Origin of the sequence: Streptomyces xanthii, from assembly GCF_014621695.1 — a bacterium.
GTDB classification, from domain to species: domain Bacteria; phylum Actinomycetota; class Actinomycetes; order Streptomycetales; family Streptomycetaceae; genus Streptomyces; species Streptomyces xanthii.
Genome location: NZ_CP061281.1, coordinates 6080823 through 6106865 on the forward strand (window position 1 = coordinate 6080823; position 26043 = coordinate 6106865).

Sequence of the window (26043 nt, forward strand, 5' to 3'; positions counted from 1 at the left end):
CTCAGTGCGGCCAGATCGGTGGGTCGTCGACGAAGCGGCCGCCGATGTGGTGGTGGGCGGGGAGGGTGTCGTCGAGGGGGCCCTGGGCGGCGAGGAGTTTGGCGGCGTAGGGCTCGGAGTCGTCCTGGGGGGCGTAGCCGAGGGCGCGGGCGGTGGTCAGGTCCCACCAGGCGCGGGTGTTGGCGGAGGAGCCGTGGACGACGGTGTGGCCGACGTGTTCGGCGGTGAGGGCCGCGTCGAAGAGGCGGGCGCCGTCGGCGGGGCTCATCCAGAGGGAGAGCATGCGGACGTCGGTCGGTTCCGGGAAGCAGGAGCCGATGCGGACCGACACCGTCTCGATGCCGTGCTCGTCCCAGTAGTACTGGGCGAGGTCCTCGCCGAAGCACTTGGACAGGCCGTAGAAGGTGTCGGGGCGGCGCGGGGTGTCGACGGGGACCAGCGGGGCGCCGTCCTCGACGTGCGGGCGCGGGGTGTAGCCGATGGTGTGGTTGGAGGAGGCGAACACGACGCGGGGCCCGCCCGCCTCGCGGACCGCTTCGTAGAGGCGCTGGGTGCCTCGGATGTTCGACTCGAGGATCTTGTCGAACGTGGACTCCAGGGAGATGCCCGCGAGATGGAGGACGCCGTCCACGCCGTGCACGGCCTCGCGCAGGGCGGCGGTGTCGTTGAGGTCCGCGACGATCGCGTCGGGCGCGTCCGGGACGGGGCGCACGTCGAACAGGCGCAGGTCGTAACCGTGCTGCGGGAGCAGGCCGCGCATCAGGGTGCCGAGGCCGCCGGCGGCGCCGGTGAGCAGGATCGTGCGGGGCGCGGGGGGCGTGTGGGGAGCGGCCATGCGCGGGATCTCCCGTGTATGTGTGTGAGTCGAGTTCATATTTGTGGACACGCTAGGGAGGGTGGCGGGGGGCGTCAAGGGTGCGGGAGGGGGTGAGTCGGCGCCTTGACCCGCCCTGTGCGGCAGCTTACGGTGAGCGCGTTCAGGGACATGGACAGGGATCAGAAACTTGCACATGGGCGAGGGAGGCGCGTGCCGGCCCGCGTCCGCGTGCACCAGTTCAGGGAGAGCCCGTGACGTCAGCCCCGCTCGCCGCCCGACTCGGCATCCCCCGGGGACCGCTGTTCTTCCCCGTCACCGCGTACGGACCCGACGGGGGCGTCGACCTCGACACCTACCGCACCCATGTGCGGCGCGGGGTCGAGGCCGGGGCCGCCGCCGTGTTCGCCTGCTGCGGCACCGGGGAGTTCCACGCGCTCGCGCCCGAGGAGTTCGAGGCGTGCGTCGCCGTCGCGGTCGAGGCGGCCGCGGGCGAGATCCCGGTCCTCGCGGGCGCCGGGTACGGCACCGCGCTCGCCGTCGACTTCGCCCGCCGGGCCGAACGGGCGGGCGCCGACGGCCTGCTGGCCCTGCCGCCCTATCTCGTGACGGCGGGCCAGGAGGGGCTGTTGCGGCACTACACGCTGCTCGCCGAGGCGACCTCCCTCGACGTCATCGTCTACCAGCGCGACAACGCCGTGTTCACCCCGCGGACCGTCGTCGGCCTCGCCCGGCACCCCAAGGTCCTCGGCCTCAAGGACGGACTCGGCGACCTCGACCTGATGCAGCGCACCGTGAGTGCCGTGCGTACGGACGCCCCCGACGCCGCGTTCCTGTACTTCAACGGGCTGCCCACCGCCGAGCTCACCGCGCTCGCCTACCGTGGCATCGGCGTCACCCTCTACTCCTCCGCCGTCTTCTGCTTCGTCCCCGAGATCGCCCAGGCCTTCCACCGGGCCCTGAACACGGGGGACGACGTGACGGTGGTCCGCCTCCTCGACGGCTTCTACCGGCCGCTCGTCGAACTGCGCGGCGAGGGCCGCGGCTACGCGGTCTCGCTGGTCAAGGCCGGTGTAAGACTGCGCGGGCTCGACGTCGGCGAGGTGCGGCCGCCGCTGCACGAGCCGCGCAAGGAGCACGTCGAGCGGCTCGCCGCGCTCGTCGAGCACGGCCTCGGCCTGCTGGAAGGAGCCGGCGCGTGAAGACCTCCGTCTTCCTCTACCCCTGGGACGTCAACGGGGACCCGGCCGCCGCCCGCCGGATCGCCGACCTCGGCGTCGGCCAGGTCACGCTCGCCGCCGCCTACCACTCGACCCGCGCCCTCACCCCGCGCCACCCGCACCACCGCGTCGTCACCGCCGCCCACGCCGCCACGCTCTACCCCGTCGACCGGCGGCGCTGGCGCGGCAGGGTCCCCGCCCCGTACTCGGCCGGCGACTGGGCCCCGGGCGACGCCTACGGGGAGGCCGCCGCCGCACTCGCCGACGCCGGGCTCGACGTGCACACCTGGGTCGTCCTCGCGCACAACTCCCGCCTGGGCGCCGAGCATCCGGACACCTCCGTCGTCAACGTCTACGGCGACCGCTACCCCTGGGCCCCCTGCATCGCCCAGCCCGCCACCCGCGCCTACCTCGTCGACCTCGCCGCCGAGGCCGCCACCCGGCCCGGCGCCCTCGGCACCGAACTCGAGTCCCTCGGCTGGTACGGGCTCGCGCATCTGCACGCCCACGACAAGATCGCCGGTGTCGAGCTCGGCGACGCGGGGCAGTACCTGATGTCGCTCTGCTTCTGTCTGTCCTGCCGCGACGGGTACGGGCGTCAGGGCCTCGACCCCGACGAACTCGCCCGCGCGGTACGGGTCGCGCTGGAGCCCGTATGGCGCGGCGAGGCCTGCGACGACGGCTGGGCGGGCGTCGAGAAGCTGCTCGGCGCCGACCGGGCCGCCGCGACCCGCGCCCACCGCGACGCCACCGCGCAGTCGCTCCAGGAGGAGGCCGTCGCGGCCGTCCGCAAGGCAGCCCCGGCCGACACCGCCTTCCAGGTCCTGCTGCACGCCGACCCGGTCCCGTACCACTGCGGGGCCAACGCCGGAGTCGACCCCGCCCACATCCTCTCCGTCGCCGACGGAGTCGTCGTGCCCTGCACCGGGGGAGCGGGCCTCGTGCCCCCGTTCGCCGAGCAGGGCCGCGGTGTGGTCGCAGCGAACCTCACGATCGTCACCGGCATGGGCGGCAACCCCGCGGCCCTCGCCACCGACGCCCGCGCGGCCCGCGCCGCCGGAGCCGGCGAACTGAGGCTCTACCACGCGGGGTTGGCGTCCGACGCGGACCTGGCGGCGGTGACGCGGGCGCTCACCCAGGTGCCGTGACCGCGCACCCAGGCGCCGTCACTGCTCACCCAGGTGCCGTGACCGCCGCTTCGGACCCGCGGCCACCGTGACAGGCCGCGGCCAGCAGCAGCCCCGCCCCGCCGACCACCGGCAACAGCACCCCCACCGGCGCCACGACCACGAGCCCCGCGCCCACGGCCAGGGTCAGGGCACCCGGGGTGAACAGCAGGGTGTGGGCCGCCGCCGAGGCCCGGCCGAGCACCGCGTCCGGCAGGGCGCGCTGCACCGCCGTCAGCGCCGCCACCAGCGGGCAGGGCAGCCCCACCCCGATCGCCGCGCTGCCCACGAGGACCGCCGCGTCGTACGGCACCGCCCGCACCGCCGCGCCCAGCGCGAACAACGCGATCCCGTACGCGGCGAAGCGGCGGGCGCCGAGCCGGCGCAGCAGCCCGCCGGACAGCGCGCCCGCGGCCACCGAGCCCACGCCCTGCACCGCGTACAGCACCCCCGTGAACGCGGGGGCCCGGCCGAGACCGTCGACCACCGCGAACACCGACGCGCCCGTGACCCCGGACAGCGCCATGACACCGGACCCGGACAGCAGCAGCGGCCGCAGCTCCCCGTGCCGCCACAGCTCGCGCAGCCCGTCCGCCGCGCGGGCCCCCGCCCGCCGCACCGGCCGCGGGTCGCGCCCCCGCACACTCGCGAACAGGCCCGCCGCGGCGACAAACGTCACCGCGTCGAGCAGTGCGACCCGCGCGCCGCCGTACGCCGTGAACAAGGCGGCGCCCGCGAGCGGCGCCACGATCTTCACGCCCTCGTTCACCGACATCCGCAGCCCGTTGAGCTCCCCGAGCACGTCTGCGGGGACGGCGCCCGCGACCCACGCGGACTCCGCCGCGTCGGTGACGACGCCGCAGGCCCCGTAGAGGAAGAGGACGGCGAACAGGAGCCACAGGCGGCCGGGGCCCTCGACCGCGAACAGGGCGAGGACGAGGCAGGCGAGCGCCAGGTTCACGGCGACGAGCAGTCGCCGGCGGCGCACCCGGTCGGCGATCGCGCCGAGCAGCGGACCGGCGAGCGTGGGCGCCCACAGGGCGAACGCGCAGAGCGCCGCGAGACCGTCCGAGCCGGTCAACTCCTTGGTCCACACCCCGGAGACCAGCCACAGGGCGCTCGTCCCGAAGCCGGAGACGAGCACGGCGAGCAGACAGCGGCCGGCGGCGCGGTCGCGCAGGACACGGACGAGGGGACGTTCAGGGGGCGCCGGGAGCGGCGTCTTGTACGAGGTCATGGGCGCCGAGTCTGGATCTGAGGCCCCTGCCCCGGCATCGGGCGGATGCCCCGGATCGCGCGGCCGGGATCAGCCCAGCCGCCACAGCACGTACGTCACACACAGCAGGACGACCCCGGCCGCGGTGAGCAGCGAGCCCAGCAGCCGCAGATGGCCCGGCGACGGCACGGCGACGGGCGGGGCCCCGGTACGCCGGCCGAGGGTGCCGCGCAGGTCAAGGGCCCAGTTGAGACCGCAGCAGATCGCCACGAGCGCGCCCACGAGGAACAGCCCGAGCAGCTCGGGCGACGCGGCGCGCGTCACGGCGGCGACCAGGGGTGCGGAAGTCACGGTCCGGGATCCTCTGTCTAGGTTCGTTCCGGCTTGTCGACCCTAGAGGCCGGGGTTCAACACGCGGTCAAGTCCGGTTCAGGCGTGGGCAATGGCTTGCCCCGTGGCTGATATCGATCGGGTAACAGGACTCGCGGGAGCGCATGTGATGCGCGTAGACATGCAGCCACCTGCACACATCCCACCCGTTTCCAGCACCGGAGTTGCCCGTGCCGACCCTTCGCCCCTCCACCCGTGTCATCGGCGTCGCCGCCGCCTGCGCCCTCGCCGCCGGTGTCGCCTACGGCACCGGCACCGCGAGCGCCGACCGCCCCTCGGCGAGCACGACGGCCGAACCGCACAACATCGGCCTGCTGTTCAAGGAGATCGACTCCTACTACGGCGCCACCCAGGACGCCGACGGCGTCTGGCAGTCCTCGCCCGACAGCCAGTACGCGCAGGACCTCGCCCGCATCCAGGCCGCCGCGAAGAAGCGGATCGCCCGCGCCGCCCACCAGCACCACGGCAAGGACGAGCGCCCCGCCGTCGTCTTCGACATCGACGACACCCTGCTGCTCAGCCTCGACTACGAGAAGAAGACGAACTACGTCTACAACGACGCCACTTGGAAGGCCTACGTGGCCAAGGCGGACCGGCCCGCCGTGTTCGGCACCCCCGCCCTCATCGCGTACGCCGAGTCCCAGGGCGTCGAGGTGTTCTACAACTCCGGCCTGAGCGAGGAGCAGCGCTCCGCCGCCGTGGAGAACCTGAAGAAGGTCGGCATCGACGTCAACCTCGACGCCGACCACGTCTTCCTGAAGAACAAGGTGAACCCGCCCGCCTACCTGAGCGACTGCGCCACCCCGGCCGCCTGGAAGTGCACCACGGTCCAGTACAAGTCCGGCACCCGCGCGCACATCGAGTCCCTCGGCTACGACATCGTCGGCAACTTCGGCGACCAGGAGTCCGACCTCGAGGGCGGCCACGCCGACCGCACGTACAAGTTCCCGAACCCCACCTACTACGTGGGCTGAGTCCGCTCCCGGGCCCGCCCGGCGGCCCTGGCTACGCTGACCCGGTGGCGGAGGAACAGACGGCGTACTGGGACGAGATGCGGGAGCTGCTGCGCGGGCGCGGGCTGCCCGACGGGCACACCGAGGCGGTCCTCGCCGAGCTGGCCGGGGCCGCCCACGGCGACCCGGCCGGGCGGTTCGGCCCGGCCGGCGCGCTCGCCGAGATGCTGACCCCCGCGCCCGCCGCCGACGAACACGCCGAGATCTGGCGCTGGTCCGCCGACACCTACGCGGACGCGGCACTGCTCGACCGCTTCGGCGCCGAGGGCTGGGAGCTCGAACGCGTCGACTCCCTCGGCCGCTTCGTCTGCCGCCGCGATCCGGAGCACCCCCGGCGCTGGGAGTACCGCCGCGCGGTCACCGGTACGGGAGGGCGGCCGGCCGGCGCGGGCTGGGAGCCGTGCGGGACCTGGACCGTCTACACGTGGTTCAAGCGCGAGAAGCCGGTGCCGGAGCCGGTGCGGGGCGGGGACGGCGCACAGCCCGCACCGTCCCCGCCCCGCCGCCGACGGCTCTTTCCCCGGCGCCGCCGCGCCTGACCCGCCACCGCTCTGCGATCTCGGGTCTCAGTCCTTCAGGCCCGCCTCCATCATGGCCTGCGCCACCGGCGCCGCGAGCCCGTTGCCGCTGACCTCCGAACGCGCCGCGTCGGACTGCTCGACGACGACCGCCACCGCGATCTGCTTCCCGGAGGAGTCGTCCTTCGCATAGGACGTGAACCAGGCGTACGGCGTCTGGCTGTTGTTCTCGCCGTGCTGCGCCGTACCCGTCTTGCCGCCCACGGTCGCGCCCGGGACCTGCGCGTTCGTGCCCGTGCCCCGCTCGACCACGGTCTCCATCGCCGACTGGAGCTGCTCGGCGGTCCGGGTGCTCACGACCCGCTCGGTGTTGCCGTCGGGGTAGCTCTTCAGCGCGTCGCCGTCGGCGTCCGTCACCTCGGACACCATGTGCGGGGAGGCCTGCTCGCCCCCGTTGGCCAGGGTCGCGGAGACCATCGCCATCTGCAGCGGCGTCGCCGTCACGTCGAACTGCCCGATGCCGGACAGTGCCGTCTGCGCCTTGTCCATCCCAGACGGGTACACGCTCTCGGCGGCCCGCACCGGCACGTCCTGCTCGGTGTCGCCGAAGCCGAACTTCTCGGCCATCGCCCGCACCTTGTCCTGCCCCAGATCGACGGCCATCTTCCCGAACACCGTGTTGCAGGAATACTGCAACGCCGTGCGGATGCTGGCGTTCTCGCAGGGTGCGGTCTTGCTCTCGTTGCGCAGATACGTCTGGGTGCCGGGCAGCAGATACGGGTCCGGCGAGTCGGTCTTCTCGTCGACCGAGCCGTACAGGCCGTCCTCCAGCGCGGCCGCGGCCACGACCAGCTTGAACGTGGAGCCGGGCGGCAGCGCCTGCTTCAGCGCCCGGTTCAGCGTCGGTACGTCCTTGTCGGCGGACAGCGCCTTCCACGCCGCCGCGTCCGAGGACCCCGAGCCGCTGATCTTCGACGGGTCGAACGACGGCGTCGACACCATGCCGAGGATCTTCCCGCTCTCCGGGTCGATCGCGACGGCGGCGCCCTTCTTGTCGCCGAGCGCCTCGTACGCCGCCTTCTGCACCGCGGGGTCGATCGTCGTGACCACATCGCCCGGGTCCGTGTGCTCGCCGGTCAGCGCGTCGACCGGGTTCTTCAGCTCGGGGTCCGAGCCGTCGAGCACGTCCTGGTAGATCGACTCCAGCTGCGTCGCGCCGTACACCTGCGACGTGTAGCCCGTCACCGCCGAGTACAGTGCCCCGTCCTCGTACGTCCGCTGGTACGCGAGGTCGCCCGAGTCCGTCTTCTCGGAGCCCGTCACCGCCTTTCCGCCCACGATGATGTCGCCCAGCGGATACGCGTACTGCGCGATCGCCTTCCGCCGGTTGTCCTTGTCGTCTGCGAGCGCCCGGCCGTCGTAGAACTGCACCCACGTCGCCTTGACCAGCAGAGCGAGCACGAGGAGCAGACAGAAGACCGAGGCACGCCTGATCGTCTTGTTCATCCCACAGAAGGGACGAGCGGACCGGAGCGGATCGTTCCTTCTGCGGTCGATTCTCAGAAAGCTCTCATGACGTGATCAACGTCATGGAACGGTCACGCCGGTCACGATCCCTGCACGAACCCGCCCTCGTACGCCGCGATCACCGCCTGCGTCCGGTCCCGGGCCCCCGTCTTCGCGAGCACCGCCGCGACATGCGTCTTCACCGTCGCCGCGCCCACCCCGATGCGCTCCGCGATCTCCGCGTTCGTCAGGCCCGTCGCCATCAGCCGCAGCACGTCGCTCTCCCGTCCGGTCAGCCGCGCGACCCACGGCGCCGCCCGCGTCCGCGAGGCGGCGTGCTCCGCGGCCAGCGCCCGCACCGCCGCCGGGAACAGCAGGGTGTCGCTGCGCGCCACCAGCCGCACCGCGCCGACCAGCGCGTCCGCGTCCGCCCGCTTCAGCAGGAACCCGGCGGCGCCGGCCCGCAGGGCCTCGTACACGTAGGCGTCGTTCTCGAACGTGGTCACCACCACGACGCGCGGCGGCTCGTCCATGGCACGCAGGATCTGTTCGGTGGCACGGATGCCGTCGACCTCCGGCATCCGTACGTCCATGAGCACGACGTCCGGGCGCAGCTCGCGCACCACGGACACGGCCTCGGCGCCGGTCGCGGCCTCGCCGACCACCTCGATGCCGGGCTCGGCGGACAGGATCGCGCGCAGTGCGGTGCGGACCATGCGTTCGTCGTCGGCGAGGACGACGCGCAGCGGTGCGGGGGTCACGGGATCTTCGGTTCCTTCCGGGAGGGGAGAGGGAGGCGTACGTCCAGGAGCCAGGTCCCGGGGGCGCCGGGTGCGGGGCCCGCGCTCGCGGTGCCGCCGAGCAGCCGGGCCCGGTCCGCGATGCCGCGCAGCCCGTGTCCGCCGCCGGGGCGCGGCGGCCCGGCCCCGTCGTCCGGCAGCGGGTTCTCGGCGATGATCCGCAGCGCGTCCCCGTCCCGGGCCAGCCGGAGGGCCACGGCGGTGCCCGCGTGCCGCAGCGCGTTGCTGAGCGCCTCCTGCACGATCCGGTACGCCTCCCGGGAGACCAGCGGCGGCAGCCCGGCCGGGTCGACGTCCACCCGCGCCGTCACCTCCGTGCCGCCGGCCCGGGTCCGGCGCAGCAGCCCGTCGAGATCGTCCGCCAGCGTCGGCGCGGGCGCCGTCGCCGCCGCGTCCCCGGCCTCGCGCAGCACCCCGAGCACGGCGTCCAGCTCCCCGACCGTGCGCCGCGTGGTGTCCTCGATCGCCGCGAGCGCCTCCCGTACGAAGTCGGGGTCGCTGTCCAGGACCCGGCGCGCGGCGCTCGCCTGGAGGGTGACCGCGCTCAGGGCATGCCCCACCGAGTCGTGCAGCTCGCGGGCCAGCCGGTTGCGCACCGCGAGGTCGGCGGCGCGCTCCTCTGCCTGCGCGAGCCGGTCGGCGGGGCTCGGCCCGAGCAGCGCGGGCGCCCAGCGCGCGAGCAGACCCGAGGCCACCGCCGCGCAGCCCGCGAGCGCCACCAGCATGACCAGTCCGGCGACCGGCATCAGCGCCAGCGCCCACGGATGATCCGCGGTTCGGGGAAACAGCTTGTCCGAGTCCCGCAGCGCCGGCACGAACGGCAGCGCGATCAGCGCCAGAGCGAACGGCGGCACGGCCAGCGTCATCCCGCTCAGGATCCCGCCGGCCCCCAGGTGCAGCGTGAACCAGGCGGCGGTGCGGGCCCGTGCCTCCCGGGTGCGCGGCGGCCCGTCCGCGAGCTCCGCCGGATCCACCCCGCACAGCGCCCGCACCACCGCGACCGACATCGGCCGGGTCAGCGGCGACAGGGCCGCGGTCAGCGCGGCGAGCGGCAACCCGCAGGCGAACGAGGCGAGTTGCAGACCCAGGTCCGAGAACACGTCGGTCGCGCCGGTCAGCGGCCCCACCACGACCGAGGCCAGCAGCAGGTACGGCATGGCGAGGGCGCCGCCGATGATCAGATGCAGCCAGCGACGGCGCGCACGGCTCCCGAACAGGAGCCGTGCCGCGGCCTGTGGTCGCACGCTCCTCACGCGGGCACGGGGGTGGTGCGGCGGGCGGCCGCGTGATGGGCGCCGATGGTCACGACGAGCAGGCCGACGATCATCTGCCCAGCGTAGGTGAGGTTCATCAGCGGCGTGGGCTGCCGGGAGAGGTCGTCGACCCCGCTCAGGGAGGCCAGCGCCAGCCAGCCGCCCCAGCAGGCCGCGGCCCCCGACCCCACCCAGAGCAGCGCCAGCGGCACCTTCAGGGTGAGCACGCGCCCGCGCCGGAAGGTCAGCAGCACAGCGCCCGCGACCGCCGCGACGAGATACAGCGCGTTGAACGTCTCCATCACGTAGTAGGTGCTGTCGCGTTCGGCGGCCCGCGCCGCGTTGAGTCCGGCGTCCATGCCGCACGCCCACAGCAGGTGCGTCGTGACCGGCAGCACGGCGAGCAGGGCCGCGCCCACCGCGATCAGGCGCTGCGCCGCGTCCTGCGGGCGGACCGGCAGCTCCCGCACGCGGCCCTGCCAGACCCCGCCCCAGCGTTCCCGCGCGTATCCGACGAAGAGGGCGCCCAGGCACAGGCCCTGCGCGATGAAGCCGGGATACACGACGGCGAACACCCAGTCGTCCAGGAAGGGTTCGCTCGGCCTTGAGCCGCCGCCCGAACCGTCGAACGCCTGCACGATCAGCTGGGCCGGGTAGCCGGTCATGATCGGGGTGAGCAGTCCGGTCGCCACCCACATCGGCACGGCGAGCGCCCAGGCCGGCACCCTGCGCCCCCAGGGGCGGGTCAGCAGGAAGGCGAGGAGGATGACGGCGCCGTCGAGCAGCACGGTGATGCCGTTGGCGACCGCCATCGTCGTGCGGTGGTCCAGGAGGGTGCTGCCGTCGGGGATGCCGACGCGGCTGCCGGCGATCCAGGCGACCTTCAGCGACAGGTACGGGAGACAGGCGAGGACGGTGACGGTTCGCAAGGTGGAGCGCAGCTTCGAGGTCATGCGTCCAGGCTGGCCCGTGGGGTGGCGCGGGTCGTCGTGCGAGCCGGTGATCCCCCTCCGCCGCGCGGCGGAGGAGGAGCGGAGCGAAGAAGGACTACAGGCGGCGCGTGGCCAGGGTCAGGCGGTCCCGGGCGTCGAACAGGGCGTCCTTGACCATCTGTTCGTGCGCCGGGGTGAGGCGGGCGACCGGGACCGAGCAGGAGATCGCGTCCCGGGCCGGGGTCCGGTACGGGATGGCCACGCCGAAGCAGCGCAGCCCTAGCGTGTTCTCCTCCCGGTCCACCGCGAAGCCCTGCTCGCGCACCTGGTGCAGCTCCTCGATGAGCTTCTCGCGGTCCGTGATCGTGTGCTCGGTCAGCGCGGGCAGCGTCTCCGGGAGCAGCTTGCGGACCTGCTCGTCGGTGTGCGTCGCGAGCAGCGCCTTGCCGAGCGAGGTCGAGTGCGCGGGCAGCCGGCGTCCCACCCGTGTGAAGGGCCGGAGATAGTGCTGGGACTGACGGGTGGCGAGGTACACGACGTTCGTTCCGTCGAGCCGGGCCAGGTGGATGGTCTCGGTCGTGTCGTCCGACAGCCGGTCCAGCGTCGGCCGCGCCGCCGCGACCACCTCGTCGCCGTCGATGTACGACGTGCCGACCAGCAGCGCCCGTACGCCGATGCCGTACCGCGTGCCGGTCGCGTCGGTCTCGACCCAGCCGAGCTCGACGAGCGTGCGCAGCAGCATGTAGAGACTGGACTTGGGGTAACCGACGGCCTCCTGGACCGCGGCCAGCGAGTGCATGCCGGGGCGCCCGGCGAAGTACTCGAGCAGCTCCACCGTGCGGACCGCCGATTTGACCTGGGCACCGCCCGCGGCGGCCCCCGCCTCGCCTGCCGACATCTCCCTTGACCCCTTCGTTCCACGGGAATTACTGTCCAGTCTCGATACGAGTTCACGATGAGAGACAGCGTTCAGTATATCGAACAGCTCTCCTGGCCGGCCCGGTGAGCTTCGAAGAAAAGCTGGAAGGATCCGCGGTGGCAGCAGCACCAGTCTGGAGTGTCGACCCCCGAACCGGGAAGCAGCGGGAGCAGGTTGCCGTCGAGGCGACACCGCAGGAGGTGGACCAGGCGGTCCACGCCGCCCAGGCGGCCCGCCCCGCGCTCGCCGACCGCACCGTCCGCGCCGCGTTCCTGCGCTCCGCCGCCGAACTGCTCGCGGCCTCCGAGGAACACCTCGTCGAGGCCGCCGACGCGGAGACCGCGCTCGGCCCCGTCCGGCTCACCGGAGAACTCGCCCGCACCTGCTACCAGTTGCGGGCCTTCGCCGACATCGTCGACGAGGGCGCCTTCCTCGACGTGGTCATCGACCACCCGGACGCCACGGCCACCCCGCCCGTCCCTGACCTGCGCCGCTACAAGATCCCGCTGGGCGTCGTCGCCGTCTACGCGGCCTCGAACTTCCCCTTCGCCTTCTCCGTGCCCGGCGGCGACACCGCGAGCGCGCTCGCCGCGGGCTGCCCGGTCGTCGTCAAGGCCCACCCCGACCACCCCGCCACCTCCGAGCTCGTCGCCGCCACGATCCGCCGCGCCGCCGCCCGGCACGGCATCCCCGAGGGCGTCCTCGGCCTGGTCCACGGCTTCGAGGCCGGACTCGAACTGGTGCGGCACCCGCTCGTCGCCGCCGCCGGCTTCACCGGTTCCGTCCGCGGCGGGCGGGCCCTGTTCGACGCGGCGGCGGCCCGGCCCGTGCCGATCCCGTTCCACGGAGAGCTCGGCTCGCTCAACCCCGTCGTGATCACCGAGGCGGCGGCCGCCGAGCGCGCCGACACGATCGGTACGGGGCTCGCCGGATCCATGACGCTGGGCGTCGGGCAGTTCTGCGTGAAGCCGGGGCTCGTCTTCGCGCCGCGCGGCGAGGCCGGCGACGCGCTGGTCAAGACGCTCACCGCCGCCGTCAGCGACACCGAGGCCGGGGTCCTGCTCGACCACCGCATGCGGGACAACTTCGTCGCCGGGGTCACCGCGCGAGCGGAACTGCCCGAGGTCGAGGCGCCGGTCACGCCGGGCGCGGGCGGCGACCACACCGTCGCGCCCGGGTTCCTCACCGTGCCCGCCGCGCGGCTCGCCGAGGACGGGCCGCACGACCTGCTGCTCGAAGAGTGCTTCGGGCCGGTCACCGTCGTCGCCCGCTACGGCTCGGCGGACGAGGTGACCGCGGTCCTGTCCCGGCTGCCCGGCAACCTCTCCGCCACGCTCCAGCTGTCCGAGGGCGAGGCCGCCGGCGAGGGCCGGGGCGCCGAGCTCCTCGCCGAGCTCACGCCGCTCGCGGGCCGCGTCCTCGTCAACGGCTGGCCGACCGGCGTCGCCGTCGCACCCGCCCAGCACCACGGCGGGCCCTACCCGGCGACCACCTCCACCTCCACCTCGGTCGGCGGCACCGCGATCGAGCGCTGGCTGCGGCCAGTCGCCTACCAGACGACGCCCGAGGCGCTGCTCCCGCCCGAGCTGCGCGACGGCAATCCGCTGGGGCTGCCGCGCCGCTACAACGGCCGCCTGGAACACTGACCGGCATGGAACTGCGACTCCCCGAACTGCCCTTTCCGCTGCGCAGCTACGGCCCCGACGGCAACTGGTCGTACGAGGACGGCACGCTCACGGGGTGGGCGGGGCCCCGGCAGGACCGGTTCGTGCCGCCCACGGGAGACTCCCTGGAGCCCGCCTCCGACGCGCCGCGCCTGCTGGGGGCGGCGCCGGAGGGGGACTTCCAGCTGATCGCGCGGGTCACCGTCGGGTTCGAGGCGGCCTTCGACGCGGGGGTGCTCTACCTCCACGTCGGCGACCGGGAGTGGGCCAAGCTCTGCTTCGAGCGCTCCCCGGACGAGCCCACCATCTGCACGGTCGTCACCCGGGGCCACTCGGACGACGCGAACGCCTTCGTCGTGGCGGGCCGCTCCGTCTGGCTCCGGATCAGCCGGACCGGCGCCGCGTTCGCCTTCCACGCCTCGACCGACGGGACCACCTGGACCTTCATCCGCATCTTCACGCTGGGTGACGAGAAGACCGCGGGCGCGGCACTGGTCGGCTTCCTCGCCCAGTCCCCGGTCGGCGAGGGCTGCGTCGTCACCTACGACCACATCGAGTACCGCCCCACCTGGCCCGACGGCCTGCGTGACGGTTCCTGACCGGCACGGTCGTCCGGCCCGGGAATTTCCGGAGGGGGGTTCCGGTTGTGGAGGGGAGTGCGGGGCACCCCCTGCGCCGTACGTCACCCGAAGCGAGCGAGAGACCCCCATGCGCGTCGAGATCTGGACCGACATCAACTGCCCGTTCTGCTACATCGGCAAGGCCCGGTTCGAGCAGGCACTCGACGCCTTTCCGCACAAGGCCGAGGTCGAGGTCGTCCACCGGTCCTTCGAGCTCGACCCGACGGTGAAGAAGGACTTCACCGGCCTCGTCGTCCCGCACATCGCCGAGAAGTACGGCATCAGCGAGGCCCAGGCCGCCGCCAACGAGAAGGGCCTCGGCCAGCAGGCCGGCGCGCTCGGCCTGCCCTACCTCACCGAGGGCCGCGACTACGGCAACAGCTTCGACCTGCACCGACTCCTCCACCTGGCCCACGAGCGCGGCCTCCAGGACGCGATGATCGACGCCCTCTACCGCGGCAACTTCGCCGAGGACGCGTCCGTCTTCGCCGACGAGGAGCACGTCGTGAAGCTCGCCGTCGACGCCGGCCTCGACGAGACCGAGGTCCGCGGGGTGCTCGCCGACCCCGAGGCCTACGCCGACGCGGTCCGCGCCGACGAGCAGGAGGCCGCCGCGCTGGGCGCGACCGGCGTCCCGTTCTTCGTGCTCGACCGCAAGTTCGGCGTCTCCGGCGCCCAGCCCGCCGAGGTCTTCACGCAGGCCCTCACCCAGGCCTGGTCCGCCCGCTCCCCGCTCACCGCCATCGAGACGGCGCAGAGCGCCGACGGCGATGTCTGCGGCCCCGACGGCTGCGCCGTGCCCCAGGCCTGACCTGCACTGATAAGCGCCTCTTAGAGGTACTGCTCAAACATCCGCAATGGACGGGTAGTTGGCGGCGGGGCACAGTGGACGCATGGAGACTTCCGCTGTGCCCCAGCTCGACGCCGGCCTGGTCCGCGCCGAGTACACCCCGGCCACCACCTACCTGAACACGGCGAGCTCAGGCCTTCTCCCGGCCCGCGCCACCGCCGCGATGCGTGACGCGATCACCGTGATGGCCGAGGGCGGCTCCATCGACGACCTGTTCACCGACGTGGAGGACGCGCGCGCCGCGTTCGCCCGGCTGGCCGGCGTCCCCGTGGAGCGCGTCGCGACCGGCAACTCCGTCGCCGTCTACACCGGCCTGATCGCCGCCTCGCTCCCCGACGGCGCCGAAGTCCTCACCGCCGAGGGCGAGTTCAGCTCCACGATCAACCCGTTCCATGTGCGCCCGGACCTCAAGGTCCGCACCGTGCCCCTGGAGGCGCTCGCCGAGTCCGTCCGCCCCGGCACCGCGCTCGTCGCCGTCAGCGCGGCCCAGTCCGCCGACGGCCGCGTCGCCGACGTGCGGGCCCTGCGGGAGGCGACCCGCGCCCACGGCGCCCGGCTGTACGTGGACGCCTCGCAGGCCGCCGGCTGGTACCCGCTCACCGAGCACGCCCCGCACGCGGACTACGTCACGTCCGTCGCGTTCAAGTGGCTCACCTGCCCGCGCGGCGCGACCTTCTTCATCGGCCCCGCCGACCCGGAGGGATTCGCCGCGCTGCGCCCGGTGTTCGGCGGCTGGGTCGCGGGGGAGCGGCCCTGGGACAGCTGCTACGGCCCGGTCACCGAACTCGCCTTCTCCGCCCGCCGGTTCGACGAGACCCCGGGTCTCGTCTCGTACACCGGAGCCCGCCGCTCCCTCGAACTGATCGAGGAACTGGGCCCCGACGCGGTGTGCGCCCACGACCTGGCCCTCGCCGAGCGCTTCCGGGCCGGGCTCGCCGAACGGGGCCTCGCGCCGATCCCCGCCCCGGGCTCGCCGATCGTCTCCGTGCCCGGACTCGGCGCCCGCCAGCCGGAGCTGCGCACGAAGGGCATCGAGGTCTCCAACCGGGCCGGCAACCTGCGCGCGTCCTTCCACCTCTACAACACACAGGACGACGTGGACCGCCTCCTGCACGCCCTGGCCTGAGCCGACAGGAGAACAGCAGAACGGAGCGGGGCGGGGCCCGAAGACCCCGCCCCGCTCCGTCACCGCAGGACCACAGAAGACTCACTTCACCGGCGTGAAGTCCCGGGCGCCGATGAACTCGGGGCGGCGGACCGGGGCGGCGAAGGGTTCCACCGCCGTGTTCTCGACGCTGTTGAACACGATGAAGACGTTCGAGCGCGGGTACGGCGTGATGTTGTCCCCGGAGCCGTGCATCGCGTTGCAGTCGAACCAGGTCGCCGAGCCGGCCTTGCCGGTGAAGAGCCGGATGCCGTACTCGTCGGCCAGCGAGGTCAGGGCCTCGTCGGACGGGGTGCCCGCGTCCTGCATCTGCAGGGACCGCTTGTAGTTGTCCTTGGGCGTCTCACCGGCGCAGCCCAGGAACGTCTTGTGCGAGCCGGGCATGATCATGAGCCCGCCGTTGGTGTCGTAGTTCTCCGTCAGGGCGAGGGAGACGGACACCGTCCGCATGTTCGGCAGACCGTCCTCGGCGTGCCAGGTCTCGAAGTCCGAGTGCCAGTAGAAGCCGCTCGCCCCGAAGCCGGGCTTGACGTTGATCCGCGACTGGTGGACGTACACGTCCGAGCCGAGGATCTGCCGGGCCCGGCCCACGACGCGCTCGTCGCGGACCAGCCGGGCGAACACCTCACTGATCTTGTGGACCTCGAAGACCGACCGCACCTTCTGCGAGGCCTTCTCCACGATCGAGCGCTCGTCGGCCTTGATCGCCGGGTCGTTGACGAGCCGCTCCAGCTCGGCCTGGTAGACCCCGATCTCGTCCGGACCGATCAGCTCGTCGATGGCGAGGAAGCCGTCGCGCTCGAAGCCCGCCAGGTCCGACTGGCGGATCGGACCGCGCGCGTCCGGCGCCGACCAGACGACGGGGTCGACCCGGGGAGTCGCCACCTCCGTCTTCCCGCGGGTCGGGTACAGGTCGGCGACGCCAGGGGCGGAGTTCAGCACGGTCATCGGGATCAGACCTCCTCGGGCTCGGTCAGCAGCGGGTAGACACCGTTCTCGTCATGGTCCTCCCGTCCGGTCACGGGAGGGTTGAACACGCACACGCAGCGGAAGTCGGTCTTGGGCCGCAGCGTGTGGCGCTCGTGGCCGTTCAGGAGGTACATCGTGCCCGGCTCGATCCAGTGCTTCTCGCCGGTCTCCCGGTTCTCGAGCTCGGCCTCGCCCTCCACGCACAGCACCGCTTCGATGTGGTTGGCGTACCACATGTCGGTCTCGGTGCCCGCGTAGAGGATCGTCTCGTGCAGGGAGAAGCCGACCTTCTCCTTGGCGAGGACGATGCGCTTGCTCTCCCAGGTGCCGGACGCCGACTTCACGTGCCGGTCGGTGTTCTCGATCTCCTTGAACGAACGGACAATCACGGTGAGTTGCTGCCTTTCCTCGTGGTGCGTGGAACTTCTCAGGCGGTCTCGCGCACGGCCCGGGTGAGCGTGCGCAGACCCTCTTCCAGCTCCTCGGGCGTGATCGTCAGCGCCGGAAGCAGCTTGACGACCTCGCCCTCGGGGCCGGAGGTCTCGATGAGCAGGCCGAGCTCGAAGGCGCGCCTCGCGACCTTGTTCGCCCGCTCCTTGTCGCGGAACTCGAAGCCCCAGACCAGGCCGCGGCCGCGGTACTCGACGATGTCGTCGGAGTACTCGGCGCGCAGTGCGGCGAGGGTCTCCTCGATCTGCTCGCCGCGCGCCAGGGTCTGCTTCTCCATGGCCGGACCGTCGGTCCAGTACGTCTCCAGCGCGGCGGCGGCCGTCACGAACGCGGGGTTGTTGCCGCGGAACGTGCCGTTGTGCTCGCCCGGCTCCCAGATGTCGAGCTCCGGCTTGAACAGGCACAGGGACATGGGGAGCCCGTACCCGCTGATGGACTTGGACACGGTCACGATGTCCGGCGTGATGCCCGCCTCCTCGAAGGAGAAGAAGGCGCCGGTGCGGCCGCAGCCCATCTGGATGTCGTCGACGATGAGCAGCATGTCCCAGCGCTCGCACACGTCGGCGAGCTTGCGCAGCCACTCGGCGCGGGCGACGTTGATGCCGCCCTCGCCCTGCACCGTCTCGACGATCACGGCGGCGGGGGTGTTCAGGCCCGAGCCGGAGTCCTCCAGGAGGCGCTCGAACCAGATGAAGTCCGGGGTCCGCCCGTCCAGGTAGTTGTCGAACGGCATCGGGGTGCCGTGCACCAGCGGGATGCCGGCGCCGGCCCGCTTGAACGCGTTGCCGGTCACGGCGAGCGAGCCGAGCGACATGCCGTGGAAGGCGTTGGTGAAGGACACGATCGACTCGCGGCCCTTGACCTTGCGGGCCAGCTTCAGCGCGGACTCGACGGCGTTGGTGCCCGTCGGGCCCGGGAACATGACCTTGTACGGCAGGTCGCGCGGGCGCAGGATGACGTTCTGGAACGTCTCCAGGAAGTTGCGCTTCGCCGAGGTCGACATGTCGAGCCCGTGGGTGACGCCGTCCCGCTCGATGTAGTCGATCAGGGCGCGTTTCAGCACGGGGTTGTTGTGCCCGTAGTTCAGCGAGCCGGCGCCCGCGAAGAAGTCCAGGTACGTGTGGCCGTCCTCGTCGTACATGCGGCTGCCCTGGGCCCGGTCGAAGACGGTGGGCCAGCCGCGGCAGTAGCTGCGCACCTCCGACTCAAGGGTCTCGAAGACGCTCAGGTCCGGCTGGGTGATGGTCACAGCGAAAGCTCCTCTGAGGGAGGGAAGTTGCGGGGGGTCGGCGGGTGGTGCGGCGGTGCTCAGGCCAGCGGCCCGATGCGGTACAGCTCCTCGGGCAGGTGCCCGTCGTCGGGGAACAGGCCCGCGTCGAACAGGACCTGGCGCTCCACTCCGGCGCCGTGCCGGCGCGCGTAGGACAGGAACAGTGCCTGGGACGCCGTGTTGTCCGGGGTGATGGTGGTCTCGACGGTCGTGACCTGCCGTCCCGAGTCCCTGACCTTCGCGGTCAGGCCGTCGAGCAGCGCCCCGGCCAGACCGTGCCCGCGGTGGCCGTGGTCCACGGCGACCTGCCAGACCACGAGGGTCCGCGGGCGCTCGGGACGGAAGTAACCGGTCACGAACCCGGCGACCTCACCGGTCTCGTCGCGCGCCACCACGGAGGTGCCGGCGAAGTCCCGGCACCACAGCAGATAGCTGTACGAGGAGTTGAGGTCGAGCACCTTGGAGTCACGAGCGATACGCCAGATCGCGGCGCCGTCGGCCACTCCGGGATGGTCGAGCTGGAATTGCGCTTGTGCGGCGGTCATGCGAATTCAATTTACCGAGCAATTTTTGGGATTGCATCCGGGGAAGGGGTTACGCGCGGCCCTGATCTGTGTTATCGCGCGCGGGTGGGTACGCGCGTGAGACTTCGGTGGTATGTCGTGATTTGCGCGGTGCGAAAGGGGCATAACACCGTCGATGTGGAGTGCGTCACAGGGGCGTAACGCGTCGGGAACCCGCCCGAATTCCGTTGGATCCCGTTGTTGAAATCTTAGTGTTTACGTCGCGGGAAAGCGGGCAGAAGCAGTACGGGAAGCTGCTCTGATAAATAATGCGGAAATCATGTCCCCGAATGTGTGGGGAAAATAAGAAAGGCGCCGTCCGAAAAGGACGGCGCCCCTGTGCGCGTGCTCATGCGCACCGGCGTGCGCGCGGGCCGGGATTACTCCCAGGCCGCCGCGACGGCCTTGCGGGCCGCCTCCAGGTCGACCTCGATCCCGGCCTCCGCGAGGGCGCCGCCCAGCGCGGCCAGCGAGGACTGCACGACACCGCGCGTGGCCTGCGGCCCGTAGTGGTTGACCCGGATCATCTCCGCGGCCAGCGCGCCACCGCCCGCGACCAGCGGCAGCACCGGGTCCGCCGCCAGCGCCTTCGCCACCAGGTCCCGGGCGTCCGTACCGGCCGGCGCACGCAGCGTCGTGGCCACCGGCGCCGCGTCCCGCGCCTCGTGCACGTACGGCTGCAGGCCGCCGCCCAGCGCCAGCGTCCCGGCGCGGGTCGCCGCCGCCGCGCTCGCGTGACGGGCCATCAGCGCGTCCAGGCCCTCGCTCTCGATGCGCTCCACACAGGCCTCCAGGGCCAGCATCTCCAGCTGCGCCGGAGCGTGCAGCAGCGCCTTGCGGCCGCCGTCGATCCAGCGCTGCTTCCAGTCGAGCAGCGACAGGTACGAGTGGCGCGGCGCGTGCGGGTTGGCGGCCATCCGCTCCCAGGCGCGGGCGCTCACCGACACGGCCGAGACACCCGCCGGGCCGCCCATCGCCTTCTGCGCGCCGATCACGCACAGGTCCACGCCCCAGGCGTCCGGCAGCACCGGCTCCGCGGCGATCGAGGCGACCGCGTCCAGGTAGAACAGCGCGCCGTGCTCCCGCACGACCTCGCCGATCTCCGCGACGGGGTTCGTGTTGCCGGTCGCCGCCTCCGCGTGCACGAGCGACACGAAGTCGATGTCGGGGTGCTCGGCGAAGGCCTGCCGGACCTGCTCCGCGGTGACGGCCGTGTGGAACGGCACCGCCAGGTCGTGCACGGTCGCGCCGCAGTCGCGCAGCCAGTCGCCGAAGGTCTGCCCGTACGGGCCGGTGATCACGTTCAGGGCGACGGTGCCCGGGCCCGCGGTGGCACGGATCGCGCCCTCCAGCGGGAGCAGCGCCTCGCCCTGCATGATCACGACGTCCTGCTCGGTGTCCATGAGCCGGGCCACGCGGTCCTCGACGGAGGCGAAGTGCGCGGCGCTCAGCGGGGCCAGATCGAGAAACGGGTGCGTCACGGTGGTGCTCTCTCTTCGCTCACGGGTTCGGCGGTGATGCCGCTGACGAGCGTAACCGGCCCCCTCATAGGCTTGGTCCATGAGTGATGGCGCGGTGCTCCATGTGAAGGGCCGGGTCCTGGCCGGACCCGACGACGTACGCGACGAACTGTGGGTGGTCGACGGCCGGATCACCTACGACCGGCCCGTCTCGGCGGGCCTCGACGTGACCGGCGTGGAGGGCTGGACCCTGCCCGGCCTCGTCGACGCCCACTGCCACGTCGGCCTGGACGCGCACGGGCCGGTGCCCGCCGAGACCGCCGAGAAGCAGGCCCTCACCGACCGCGACGCGGGCACCCTGCTGCTGCGCGACGCCGGCTCACCCTCCGACACCCGCTGGATCGACGACCGCGAGGACCTGCCCCGGATCGTCCGCGCCGGCCGCCACATCGCCCGCACCCGCCGCTACATCCGCAACTACGCCCACGAGATCGAGCCCGAGGACCTCGTCGCCTACGTCGCCCAGGAGGCCCGGCGCGGCGACGGCTGGGTCAAGCTCGTCGGCGACTGGATCGACCGGGACGCGGGCGACCTCACCCCCTGCTGGCCGCGCGAGGCCGTCGAGGCGGGCATCGCGGAGGCCCACCGGCTCGGCGCCCGGGTCACCGCCCACTGCTTCGCCGAGAACTCGCTGCGCGACCTCGTCGAGGCCGGCATCGACTGCATCGAGCACGCCACGGGCCTCACCGACGACCTGATCCCGCTCTTCGCCGAGCGCGGCGTCGCGATCGTCCCCACGCTCGTCAACATCGCCACCTTCCCCGGCCTCGCCGCGGGCGGCGAGCAGAAGTTCCCCCGCTGGTCCGCCCACATGCGACGGCTCTACGACAACCGCTACGACACCGTGCGCAACGCCTACGACGCCGGCATCCCGGTGTTCGTCGGCACCGACGCCGGCGGCTCCCTCGCGCACGGCCTCGTCGCGGGCGAGGTCGCCGAGCTCGTCAAGGCCGGCCTCCCCGCCGTGGACGCCCTCGGCGCGACCGCCTGGAACGCCCGCAGCTGGCTCGGCCGACCCGGCCTCGAGGAGGGCGCCCCGGCCGACCTCGTCGTCTACGGCACGGACCCGCGGACCGACGTGGCGGCGCTCGCCGCACCCCGCCGCATCGTGCTCCGGGGCAACGTCGTCGGTTGACGCGGCGTGACGCGCGCCGGGGCGCACTCGTTGTGCACCCCGCGTCCGCGCCGGGGCCGACCCCTGTCCGGGTGACCCCGGCGAACAGGCGAGCCCGCTGAAATCGAGCACCTGCACGGAAACCCCCCTTTGGAGTGAACTCACTTCAGGTGGTGGCCCGTTCACTCTCAGTGCGTAAAGATTCCCTCACCGATGACCGGTCGACGCCGTCGGCGGTGCCGCGCCCTGTCCCTGTGCGCGCCCACCCCGACGGCACGCCGTCGACCTCGTGTGTCACGTCGTTTCTCTTCATCGCCGTCCTGGGGGTCCCACCAGCATGTCCAGCACCACTACGTTCCGCCGTCTCGCCGCGACCGCCGTCGCCACCGCGCTCGCCGCGGGACCCGTCCTCCTCGCGGGCGCGGGCCCGGCCGCCGCCACCGGCGACCGCGGCGGCAAGGCCTCCGCCGTCGTGCTCCGCACCGGCCTGGACGTCTCCCTGCTCAACAAGACCGTGAACGTCCCGCTCAAGGTCTCGCTCAACGAGGTGCAGGCGCCCGCCAGCGCCGACAAGACCGCCCTCACCGTGAACCTGGACGGCGTCGAGAAGGGACAGCCGATCAACGTCCTGCGCGCCGACGTCGCCAAGGCCAGGGCGACCGTCGCCGACGGCACCGCCGAGGGCTTCACCCAGCTCGCCCACGCCAAGGTCCACGTCCCCGGCCTGCCGCTGCTCTCCCTCATCGAGGTCGACGAGGTCACCTCCAAGGCCCGCTGCGTGGCCGGCCAGGCGCCCGTCGCCGAGTCGAACCTCCTCGGGGCCGTCACCATCCTCGGCAAGAAGGTCACGCTGACCACCGGCGGGACGACCGAGGTCAAGGTGCCCGGGGTCGGCGAGGTCTCCCTCACCCTCTCCGAGAAGTCCACGACCTCCACGACCGCGGCGGCCTCCGCGCTGCACCTCAAGGTCTCCGTGAACCCGTTGAAGCTCAACGTGGCCGAGGTCGAGGGCGAGGTGACCCTCGCCGGGGCGACCTGCGAGTCCCCCAAGGCCGTCGCCGCGCCGAAGCCGGCCGAGGTCGAGCCGCAGGCCGAGAAGGGGGAGCGGCCGGTCGAGGCCGCGCAGAAGCCGGAGAAGGAGGCTGACCTCGCGGAGACGGGGGGTAGTTCGATGACGCCGTACGTGGCGGGCGGGGCGATCGCTCTCCTGATCGCCGGTGCGGGTGCGGTGGGCATGGCGCGCCGGGGTCGCAGTCGCGCCTAGTCGTTGGTTCGTCGCCTGCGGGCCCGGTGGGGGCGGGCCGCGCAGTTCCCCGCGCCCCTGAAATGCAGACGCTTCGCGTCGCATTTCCCCGATGGGGCACCGCCCCGATGGAGATCGCGCACGAAGTGCGCATCTCCAGGGGCGCGGGGAACTGCGCGACCAGCCCCCACCGGGGCGCACCCGGCGACGAGACCCCGGAGCTACGGCGCGAGGATCCGGCCCAGCTCGGAGACAAGGGTGTCGGACGTGGCCCGGTCCCGCACCGCCACCCGGATCCAGTCCTCCCCGAGCCCGGGAAACGTGTCACCCCGCCGCACCGCGATCCCCACCTCCCGCAGCGCCCCCCGAACCGCGGCAGCGCCCGGCACCCGGACCAGCAGGAACGGCCCCTCCGCCGGCCCCACCACGGACACCCCGAACCCGGCCAACTCCCGCAACCGCCCGACGAGATGCTCCCGGTCCCCGGCGACGGCCAGCGCGGCGGCCCCCGCTTCGGCGACCCCCCGATCGGACACGCAGCCCAGCGCGGCGACCAGCGCCGGCGACGACACCGGCCACAAGGGCTGCGCCCGCTCCAGCTCCGCCACGATCTCCGGCGCCGCCACGACGTACCCGATCCGCAGTCCCGCCAGCCCCCACGTCTTCGTCAGGCTCCGCAGCACCACGAGGCCGGGCACGTCCGTGCGGCCCGCCAGCGCCTCCCGCTCACCCGGCACCGCGTCCATGAACGCCTCGTCCACCACGAGGACCCGCCCGGGACGGGCCAGCGCGGCGAGCACCCCGGCCGGATGCAGCACGGACGTCGGATTGGTCGGGTTGCCGACGACGACCAGATCCGCGTCCTCGGGCACGAGCGACGGGTCGAGCCGGAACCCGTCCTCCTCCCGCAGCAGCACCCGCCGCACCACGTGCCCCGCGTCCTCCAGCGCCGCCTCCGGCTCGGTGAACTGCGGATGCACGACCACCGGCCGCCGCACCCGCAGCGCCCGCGCGAGCAGCACGAAAGCCTCCGCCGCACCGGCCGTCAGCAGCACCCGCTCCACGGGCACCCCATGCAGCCGGGCCACAGCGGCCCGCGCCGCCCGCCCGTCCGGATACGCGGCGAGCCCCTCCAGGGCCGTACCGATCCGCTCCCGCAGCCACACCGGCGGCGTCCCGGTCCGCACGTTCACCGCGAGATCCGTCAGCTTCTCCCCGTCGTCCCGCACCTCCGCGTCCCCGTGATGCCGCAGATCGGGCCCGTCCCCGACGGCGACGCCGGCGGAGTCCGGGACGCGGGTCACCGTCACCTCCGGGTGGGCCGCGGCCCAGGCCGCCACCCGCTCCCCGAACTCCTCCCCGGCCAGCGGCTCGTACGGCAGGACGGCGATGTGCCGGGCGCCGAGCGTCCTCGCGCGGTCGAGCGCCGACGCGATCGTGGGGGCGGCGCCCGCACCGAACGCCAAGGCCACCTCCTCGTATCCGCCGTGGTCCCACAACAGGCGGGCGCACGCGGCGAGTTCGGCGCGCGCCAACGGGTCCGCCGCGCCGTCGCCCACGAGCAGCACCGTCACCTCGGCCCGGGCCGCACCGTCCAGGACGTCGTCGAGCCGCCGCGCGAGAGCGGCGAGCAGGGCGGGGGAGGGGGTCTGCACGGCGGGCTCCTTGAGAGGGAGAGGAGAAGAGGGAGTCGGTCAGTCGGCCTGGACGGCCACGGCGCAGGTCACGCGGCCGGGGCCGCCGCCGGGGCCGCGCGACGCCCGTTTCGGTACGAGCAGCACGCCGCCCCCGGCCAGCGCGGCGGCCTCCGCGACCGACGGCGTGCCCGTCGCGGTACGGACCCGCGCCGAAGGGTGCGGCACCGCGACCGCCGCGAGGCGCTCCGATTCGTAGGTCTCCAGCGGCACGCCCAGCGCCTCGGCGGCCCCCAGCAGGCCCGGTTCGCGCCCCTTGGCCGCCACGGTGGCCAGCGCCCGCACCCGCTCCGGTGGCACGCCCGCCTCCGCGAGCACCGCCCCGACCAGCCCCAGGACCTCGTCCGCCGGGGCTCCGGAACGGGCCCCGACCCCCACCACGACACGGCCGGAGCCACCCCGGATGTGCGGCGCGGGGGTCGGATGGGTTAGCAAAGGCGCATGGCGGTGTTCGTGGCGCTCGGCGCCTTTCTCATGACCCTGGTCGGCGGCTGGACCGCGCAACGGGTCACCGACCGGCGCCACCTGGTGCTCGGTCTCGCGGGTGGACTCATGCTCGGCGTGGTCGGACTCGACCTGCTGCCCGAGGCCCTGGAGGCGCTGGGCGACGACGTGTTCGGCGTGCCGGCGGCCCTGCTCCTGTTCGTCGGCGGCTTCCTCGCCGCACACGTCCTGGAGCACCTCCTCGCCCACCGGCAGGCGGCCCACGGCGCCGAGGAGGACGGTCACGCCCGGGCCCCCGAGGTCGGACTCACCGCCGCGTCCGCGATGGTCGGGCACAGCCTGATGGACGGCATGGCCATCGGCGCCGCGTTCCAGATCGGCGGCGGCATGGGGCTCGCCGTCGCGCTCGCCGTCATCGCCCACGACTTCGCGGACGGCTTCAACACGTACACGATCACCAGCCTGTACGGGAACGCCCGCCGCAAGGCCGTCATGATGCTGTTCGCCGACGCGTTCGCGCCGGTCGTGGGCGCCGCGTCCACGCTCCTGTTCACCATTCCGGAGCAACTGCTCGGCGGCTATCTCGGCTTCTTCGGCGGCGTCCTGCTCTACCTCGCGGCCGCCGAGATCCTCCCCGAGGCCCACCACGAGCACCCCGCGCGCTCCACCCTGCTGTGCACGGCGCTGGGCGCGGGGTTCATCTGGCTCGTGGTCGGCCTCGCGGGCTGAC

26 protein-coding genes and 1 pseudogene are annotated in these 26043 nt (G+C 73.0%); 11 read left to right on the forward strand and 16 right to left on the reverse strand.

Annotated features, from left to right (window positions below; all coding sequences use genetic code 11):
• Position 1 precedes the first annotated feature (1 nt).
• Positions 2-835 carry an NAD-dependent epimerase/dehydratase family protein gene (locus IAG42_RS27410; RefSeq protein ID WP_188339623.1) on the reverse strand — a complete coding sequence of 278 codons (834 nt, stop codon included), beginning with the start codon at positions 833-835 and terminating at the stop codon, positions 2-4.
• A gap of 233 nt (positions 836-1068) precedes the next feature.
• Here IAG42_RS27410 and IAG42_RS27415 point away from each other — a divergent pair, with 233 nt between their 5' ends.
• Together IAG42_RS27415 and IAG42_RS27420 are read left to right on the forward strand one after the other, a co-directional pair.
• Positions 1069-2016 (forward strand): 5-dehydro-4-deoxyglucarate dehydratase, encoded by a 948-nt coding sequence (locus IAG42_RS27415; RefSeq protein WP_188339624.1) that lies wholly within the window; start codon positions 1069-1071, stop codon positions 2014-2016.
• On the forward strand, positions 2013-3182 hold the full coding sequence (locus tag IAG42_RS27420) for a hypothetical protein (protein WP_188339625.1): 1170 nt from the start codon (positions 2013-2015) through the stop codon (positions 3180-3182). The genes IAG42_RS27415 and IAG42_RS27420 overlap by 4 nt, the downstream gene beginning before the upstream one ends.
• A gap of 25 nt (positions 3183-3207) precedes the next feature.
• Here the strand turns inward: IAG42_RS27420 and IAG42_RS27425 are convergent, their stop codons facing one another.
• Together IAG42_RS27425 and IAG42_RS27430 are read right to left on the reverse strand one after the other, a co-directional pair.
• Positions 3208-4437 (reverse strand): MFS transporter, encoded by a 1230-nt coding sequence (locus IAG42_RS27425; protein ID WP_188339626.1) that lies wholly within the window; start codon positions 4435-4437, stop codon positions 3208-3210.
• 69 nt (positions 4438-4506) lie between these two features.
• A complete protein-coding gene (locus IAG42_RS27430) occupies positions 4507-4767 on the reverse strand; it encodes a hypothetical protein (RefSeq protein ID WP_223206182.1) in 261 nt (86 codons plus the stop codon).
• 209 nt (positions 4768-4976) lie between these two features.
• Here IAG42_RS27430 and IAG42_RS27435 point away from each other — a divergent pair, with 209 nt between their 5' ends.
• Both IAG42_RS27435 and IAG42_RS27440 read left to right on the forward strand, forming a co-directional pair.
• Positions 4977-5780 (forward strand): HAD family acid phosphatase, encoded by an 804-nt coding sequence (locus IAG42_RS27435; protein WP_223206183.1) that lies wholly within the window; start codon positions 4977-4979, stop codon positions 5778-5780.
• A gap of 44 nt (positions 5781-5824) precedes the next feature.
• The gene (locus IAG42_RS27440; RefSeq protein ID WP_188339627.1) at positions 5825-6358 is read left to right on the forward strand and encodes a hypothetical protein; all 534 of its coding nucleotides are present in this window, start codon (positions 5825-5827) and stop codon (positions 6356-6358) included.
• Between the two features lie 27 nt (positions 6359-6385).
• On the opposite strand, the gene IAG42_RS27445 is transcribed toward IAG42_RS27440, so the two are convergent.
• The 5 genes from IAG42_RS27445 to IAG42_RS27465 all read right to left on the reverse strand — a co-directional run bounded on the left by IAG42_RS27445 (position 6386) and on the right by IAG42_RS27465 (position 11726).
• Positions 6386-7843 carry a peptidoglycan D,D-transpeptidase FtsI family protein gene (locus IAG42_RS27445; RefSeq protein WP_188339628.1) on the reverse strand — a complete coding sequence of 486 codons (1458 nt, stop codon included), beginning with the start codon at positions 7841-7843 and terminating at the stop codon, positions 6386-6388.
• 101 nt (positions 7844-7944) lie between these two features.
• Positions 7945-8604 carry a response regulator transcription factor gene (locus IAG42_RS27450; protein ID WP_188339629.1) on the reverse strand — a complete coding sequence of 220 codons (660 nt, stop codon included), beginning with the start codon at positions 8602-8604 and terminating at the stop codon, positions 7945-7947.
• A complete protein-coding gene (locus IAG42_RS27455; RefSeq protein ID WP_223206184.1) occupies positions 8601-9887 on the reverse strand; it encodes a sensor histidine kinase in 1287 nt (428 codons plus the stop codon). The genes IAG42_RS27450 and IAG42_RS27455 overlap by 4 nt, the downstream gene beginning before the upstream one ends.
• A 5-nt stretch (positions 9888-9892) precedes the next feature.
• The gene (locus IAG42_RS27460) at positions 9893-10849 is read right to left on the reverse strand and encodes a hypothetical protein (RefSeq protein WP_188339630.1); all 957 of its coding nucleotides are present in this window, start codon (positions 10847-10849) and stop codon (positions 9893-9895) included.
• A 94-nt stretch (positions 10850-10943) separates the two neighbouring features.
• The gene (locus IAG42_RS27465; protein WP_188339631.1) at positions 10944-11726 is read right to left on the reverse strand and encodes an IclR family transcriptional regulator; all 783 of its coding nucleotides are present in this window, start codon (positions 11724-11726) and stop codon (positions 10944-10946) included.
• A gap of 137 nt (positions 11727-11863) precedes the next feature.
• On the opposite strand from IAG42_RS27465, the gene IAG42_RS27470 reads away from it, so the two are divergent.
• From IAG42_RS27470 to IAG42_RS27485, 4 genes are all read left to right on the forward strand, one after another.
• On the forward strand, positions 11864-13393 hold the full coding sequence (locus IAG42_RS27470; RefSeq protein ID WP_188339632.1) for an aldehyde dehydrogenase (NADP(+)): 1530 nt from the start codon (positions 11864-11866) through the stop codon (positions 13391-13393).
• A 5-nt stretch (positions 13394-13398) separates the two neighbouring features.
• A complete protein-coding gene (locus IAG42_RS27475) occupies positions 13399-14010 on the forward strand; it encodes a DUF1349 domain-containing protein (protein ID WP_188339633.1) in 612 nt (203 codons plus the stop codon).
• 109 nt (positions 14011-14119) lie between these two features.
• Entirely contained in the window at positions 14120-14842 is a 723-nt protein-coding gene (locus IAG42_RS27480; RefSeq protein ID WP_188339634.1) for a DsbA family oxidoreductase, read from the forward strand.
• An 82-nt stretch (positions 14843-14924) separates the two neighbouring features.
• On the forward strand, positions 14925-16007 hold the full coding sequence (locus IAG42_RS27485; RefSeq protein WP_188339635.1) for an aminotransferase class V-fold PLP-dependent enzyme: 1083 nt from the start codon (positions 14925-14927) through the stop codon (positions 16005-16007).
• A gap of 81 nt (positions 16008-16088) precedes the next feature.
• Here IAG42_RS27485 and thpD read toward each other — a convergent pair whose 3' ends face one another.
• From thpD to IAG42_RS27510, 5 genes are all read right to left on the reverse strand, one after another.
• Positions 16089-16994 carry an ectoine hydroxylase gene (gene thpD / locus IAG42_RS27490; protein WP_188339636.1) on the reverse strand — a complete coding sequence of 302 codons (906 nt, stop codon included), beginning with the start codon at positions 16992-16994 and terminating at the stop codon, positions 16089-16091.
• Positions 16995-16999: 5 nt separating this feature from the next.
• The gene (locus tag IAG42_RS27495; protein WP_188339637.1) at positions 17000-17404 is read right to left on the reverse strand and encodes an ectoine synthase; all 405 of its coding nucleotides are present in this window, start codon (positions 17402-17404) and stop codon (positions 17000-17002) included.
• Positions 17405-17442: 38 nt separating this feature from the next.
• Positions 17443-18714, reverse strand: a complete 1272-nt coding sequence (ectB, locus tag IAG42_RS27500; protein ID WP_188339638.1) for a diaminobutyrate--2-oxoglutarate transaminase — start codon at positions 18712-18714, stop codon at positions 17443-17445.
• 59 nt (positions 18715-18773) lie between these two features.
• Positions 18774-19280: a diaminobutyrate acetyltransferase gene (gene ectA / locus IAG42_RS27505; RefSeq protein WP_188339639.1), complete on the reverse strand. Its 507-nt coding sequence runs from the start codon at positions 19278-19280 to the stop codon at positions 18774-18776.
• 398 nt (positions 19281-19678) lie between these two features.
• A complete protein-coding gene (locus tag IAG42_RS27510) occupies positions 19679-20779 on the reverse strand; it encodes a pyridoxal-phosphate-dependent aminotransferase family protein (protein WP_188339640.1) in 1101 nt (366 codons plus the stop codon).
• 79 nt (positions 20780-20858) lie between these two features.
• Here IAG42_RS27510 and IAG42_RS27515 point away from each other — a divergent pair, with 79 nt between their 5' ends.
• Both IAG42_RS27515 and IAG42_RS27520 read left to right on the forward strand, forming a co-directional pair.
• The gene (locus tag IAG42_RS27515) at positions 20859-21953 is read left to right on the forward strand and encodes an amidohydrolase family protein (RefSeq protein WP_188339641.1); all 1095 of its coding nucleotides are present in this window, start codon (positions 20859-20861) and stop codon (positions 21951-21953) included.
• 316 nt (positions 21954-22269) lie between these two features.
• Positions 22270-23196, forward strand: a complete 927-nt coding sequence (locus tag IAG42_RS27520) for an SCO1860 family LAETG-anchored protein (RefSeq protein ID WP_188339642.1) — start codon at positions 22270-22272, stop codon at positions 23194-23196.
• Between the two features lie 200 nt (positions 23197-23396).
• Here the strand turns inward: IAG42_RS27520 and cobC are convergent, their stop codons facing one another.
• The 3 genes and pseudogenes from cobC to IAG42_RS27530 form a co-directional block, all read right to left on the reverse strand.
• Positions 23397-24485 (reverse strand): Rv2231c family pyridoxal phosphate-dependent protein CobC, encoded by a 1089-nt coding sequence (gene cobC, locus IAG42_RS27525; RefSeq protein WP_223206444.1) that lies wholly within the window; start codon positions 24483-24485, stop codon positions 23397-23399.
• A 123-nt stretch (positions 24486-24608) separates the two neighbouring features.
• A pseudogene (locus IAG42_RS38490) lies at positions 24609-24830 on the reverse strand (Rv2231c family pyridoxal phosphate-dependent protein CobC); the annotation flags it as partial.
• A 39-nt stretch (positions 24831-24869) separates the two neighbouring features.
• On the reverse strand, positions 24870-25250 hold the full coding sequence (locus IAG42_RS27530; RefSeq protein ID WP_223206185.1) for a cobalamin biosynthesis protein: 381 nt from the start codon (positions 25248-25250) through the stop codon (positions 24870-24872).
• A gap of 60 nt (positions 25251-25310) precedes the next feature.
• Here IAG42_RS27530 and IAG42_RS27535 point away from each other — a divergent pair, with 60 nt between their 5' ends.
• A complete protein-coding gene (locus IAG42_RS27535; RefSeq protein ID WP_188339645.1) occupies positions 25311-26042 on the forward strand; it encodes a ZIP family metal transporter in 732 nt (243 codons plus the stop codon).
• Position 26043 lies beyond the last annotated feature (1 nt).

Coding starts and splice junctions, on each gene's coding strand:
- thpD (WP_188339636.1), bottom strand. CDS start 16,994: ATGACCGTGCTGAACTCCGCCCCTGGCGTCGCCGACCTGTACCCGACC.
- IAG42_RS27410 (WP_188339623.1), bottom strand. CDS start 835: ATGGCCGCTCCCCACACGCCCCCCGCGCCCCGCACGATCCTGCTCACC.
- IAG42_RS27445 (WP_188339628.1), bottom strand. CDS start 7,843: ATGAACAAGACGATCAGGCGTGCCTCGGTCTTCTGTCTGCTCCTCGTG.
- IAG42_RS27485 (WP_188339635.1), top strand. CDS start 14,925: ATGGAGACTTCCGCTGTGCCCCAGCTCGACGCCGGCCTGGTCCGCGCC.
- IAG42_RS27520 (WP_188339642.1), top strand. CDS start 22,270: ATGTCCAGCACCACTACGTTCCGCCGTCTCGCCGCGACCGCCGTCGCC.
- IAG42_RS27425 (WP_188339626.1), bottom strand. CDS start 4,437: ATGACCTCGTACAAGACGCCGCTCCCGGCGCCCCCTGAACGTCCCCTC.
- ectA (WP_188339639.1), bottom strand. CDS start 19,280: ATGACCGCCGCACAAGCGCAATTCCAGCTCGACCATCCCGGAGTGGCC.
- IAG42_RS27515 (WP_188339641.1), top strand. CDS start 20,859: ATGAGTGATGGCGCGGTGCTCCATGTGAAGGGCCGGGTCCTGGCCGGA.
- IAG42_RS27480 (WP_188339634.1), top strand. CDS start 14,120: ATGCGCGTCGAGATCTGGACCGACATCAACTGCCCGTTCTGCTACATC.
- IAG42_RS27475 (WP_188339633.1), top strand. CDS start 13,399: ATGGAACTGCGACTCCCCGAACTGCCCTTTCCGCTGCGCAGCTACGGC.
- IAG42_RS27460 (WP_188339630.1), bottom strand. CDS start 10,849: ATGACCTCGAAGCTGCGCTCCACCTTGCGAACCGTCACCGTCCTCGCC.
- IAG42_RS27535 (WP_188339645.1), top strand. CDS start 25,311: ATGGCGGTGTTCGTGGCGCTCGGCGCCTTTCTCATGACCCTGGTCGGC.
- IAG42_RS27465 (WP_188339631.1), bottom strand. CDS start 11,726: ATGTCGGCAGGCGAGGCGGGGGCCGCCGCGGGCGGTGCCCAGGTCAAA.